Origin of the sequence: Streptomyces montanisoli (assembly GCF_017813245.1) — a bacterium.
Lineage (GTDB): Bacteria > Actinomycetota > Actinomycetes > Streptomycetales > Streptomycetaceae > Streptomyces > Streptomyces montanisoli.
Genome location: NZ_JAGIQL010000325.1, coordinates 1 through 2,534 on the forward strand (window position 1 = coordinate 1; position 2,534 = coordinate 2,534).

Here is a 2,534-nt window from a genome sequence, read left to right on the forward strand (position 1 = left end):
CGCAGCGGCCGCGCGGCGGTGCAGGTCGGCGCGGTGCGACGGAGTGTCGTCCGCCGCCGCGCGCACGGGCGCGGCGCCGCGCAGCCGGACGATCTCCCGCAGGACGTGGTCCGCGGCCTCGTCGAGGCCGAGCTCGTCCGTCACCGTGAGGAGGGCCGTCAGGTAGCCGGCGAGCTGGCTATCCAGCTCCTCCTCGCGGCTTCGGTGGGGGACGTCGGGGCGCGGGCCGGCCATCGAGTGGACCGACTTCGTGCGGATCGGCTCGTACATGGTGGCCTCCTGGCAGGGTCAGGAAACCATCCTACATTGGAACCAGTCTAAAGTTGAGTGGTATCGAGTGATGAGGGGCATGAAATGGCCCGGCAGGGCCATGCGACGCCCCCGGCGCCTGCCTCAGTGCTGTGAGTAGCCGTCCAGGAACGTCCCGATGCGCGTCACGGCCTCCGCGAGGTCCGACGCGGGCGGCAGCGTCACGATGCGGAAGTGGTCGGGCTCCGGCCAGTTGAAGCCCGTACCGTGGACCACCATGATCTTCTCGGCCCGCAGCAGGTCGAGCACCATCTCCCGGTCGTCCTTGATCTTGTAGACCGCCGGGTCGAGGCGCGGGAACAGGTACAGCGCACCCTTCGGCTTGACGCACGTCACGCCCGGGATCTGCGTCAGCAGCTCGTACGCCGTGTCCCGCTGCTCCCGGATCCGGCCGCCCGGCAGCACCAGGTCGTCGATCGTCTGCCGGCCGCCGAGCGCGGCGGCCACCGCGTACTGCGAGGGCATGTTGGCGCACAGCCGCATGTTCGCCAGGATCGTCAGCCCCTCGATGTACGAGGAGGCGTGGCCCTTGGGGCCGCAGACGGCCAGCCAGCCGGAGCGGAAACCCGCCACCCGGTAGTTCTTGGACAGGCCGTTGAACGTCAGCGTCAGCAGGTCGGGGGCCACGGCGGCGGTCGGGGTGTGCGTGGCGCCGTCGTAGAGGATCCGGTCGTAGATCTCGTCCGAGCAGACGACCAGCCGGTGGCGGCGGGCGATCTCGGTCAGGGCCGTCAGCATCTCCGTGCCGTAGACCGCGCCGGTCGGGTTGTTCGGGTTGATGATCACGATCGCCTTGGTGCGGTCGGTGATCTTCCGCTCGATGTCCGCGAGGTCGGGCTGCCAGTCGGCCTGCTCGTCGCACCGGTAGTGCACCGCCGTGCCGCCCGCGAGCGATACTGATGCCGTCCACAGCGGGTAGTCGGGCGCCGGCACGAGCACCTCGTCGCCGTCGTCGAGCAGCGCCTGCATGGACATCTGGATCAGCTCGGAGACGCCGTTGCCGAGGTAGATGTCCTCCACGCCGAGGTGGACGCCCTTGGTCTGGTAGTGCTGCATGACCGCGCGGCGCGCCGACAGCAGCCCCTTCGCGTCGCCGTAGCCGTGGGCCGTGGCGAGGTTGCGGAGCATGTCCTCGAGGATCTCCGGGGGGCACTCGAAGCCGAACGCCGCCGGGTTGCCCGTGTTGAGCTTGAGGATGCGGTGGCCCGCCGCCTCCAGGCGCATCGCCTCGTCGAGAACCGGGCCGCGGATCTCGTAACAGACGTTGGCGAGCTTGGTCGACTGGATCACCTGCATGCCGGCAACTCTACGGGCGCGTGCCGGATGCCGCGCCGTGGTTTTCCCCACGTTCGGCCGCCCGTGGGACGGCGGCAGGCGGGCGAGGGCCGGCCGCCCGCGCCGGCCAACCCGTGCCCGCGTCAGCGCACCGGGAAGCTGAAGCTGTGGCCGTGCGCGCGCAGCCACGGCAGCAGGGCCTCCAGCGCCTCCACGGTCTGGTGCCGGTCGCCGCCGCCGTCGTGGAAGAGGATCGTCGGCCCGTTGGGCAGCTCGTCTTTTACCGTGGCGTCGATGGCCGGGACGCCGGGCCGCTCCCAGTCCTTCGAGTCGATGTTCCAGCCGAGCGGCCGCAGGCCCGCCGCGGCGGCGATCTGCCTGCTGTACGGGGTGAAGGCGCCGCCCGGCGCGCGGTAGTAGAGGGGACGCACGCCGCCGGACGCGCGCGTTATCTGGTCGGCGGCCGCGAGTATCTCCTGCTTCTGGTAGGCGCGGCTCTTGTGGTCCATCGCCTCGTCGTGGTGCACGGTGTGGTCGCACAGCCGGTGCCCGGCGGCGACGACGGCCTTCACCAGCTCGGGGTGGGCGGCGGCCTGCGGCCCGATCATGCAGAACGTCGCCTTGACGTGGTTGTCCGCCAGCGCTTCGAGCACCTTCGGCGTCCACGTCGGGTCGGGCCCGTCGTCGATGGTGATGTTGACGGCCTTGCCGCCGTTCAGCGCCGCGTGCGCGATGTCCATCGACACGACGGGCGGCGGCAGCGCGGGGTCGGGCGTGGACGTCTCCCGCGGCAGCGGCGTGCGCGAGGGGGACGGGTGGTGCGCTGTGGCGGGCGGTCTGCCGTGCGCGCCGGCGTCCTTGCCGTCACCGCCCGCGCCCGCCCGCACATGGCCGGCCCCGCGCAGCCGGGCGCGCGCTCCAGCTGGACGGCGGTGCGCAGCAGCGGCACC

General features: G+C 71.7%; 3 protein-coding genes. All 3 read right to left on the bottom strand.

Features of this window, described 5'->3' with window-relative positions; all coding sequences use genetic code 11:
- Positions 1 to 270 (bottom strand): SCO4983 family protein (locus tag JFN87_RS32830; protein ID WP_443732211.1); only part of this gene is annotated, 270 nt, incomplete at its 3' end.
- A 123-nt stretch (positions 271 to 393) separates the two neighbouring features.
- Positions 394 to 1,605 (bottom strand): pyridoxal phosphate-dependent aminotransferase, encoded by a 1,212-nt coding sequence (locus JFN87_RS32835; RefSeq protein WP_209346123.1) that lies wholly within the window; start codon positions 1,603 to 1,605, stop codon positions 394 to 396.
- Positions 1,606 to 1,727: 122 nt separating this feature from the next.
- A complete protein-coding gene (locus JFN87_RS32840; protein ID WP_245182849.1) occupies positions 1,728 to 2,489 on the bottom strand; it encodes a polysaccharide deacetylase family protein in 762 nt (253 codons plus the stop codon).
- Positions 2,490 to 2,534 lie beyond the last annotated feature (45 nt).

Bases quoted from the DNA above. Each gene is read 5' to 3' on its own strand.
- JFN87_RS32835 (WP_209346123.1), bottom strand. From the start codon at position 1,605: ATGCAGGTGATCCAGTCGACCAAGCTCGCCAACGTCTGTTACGAGATC.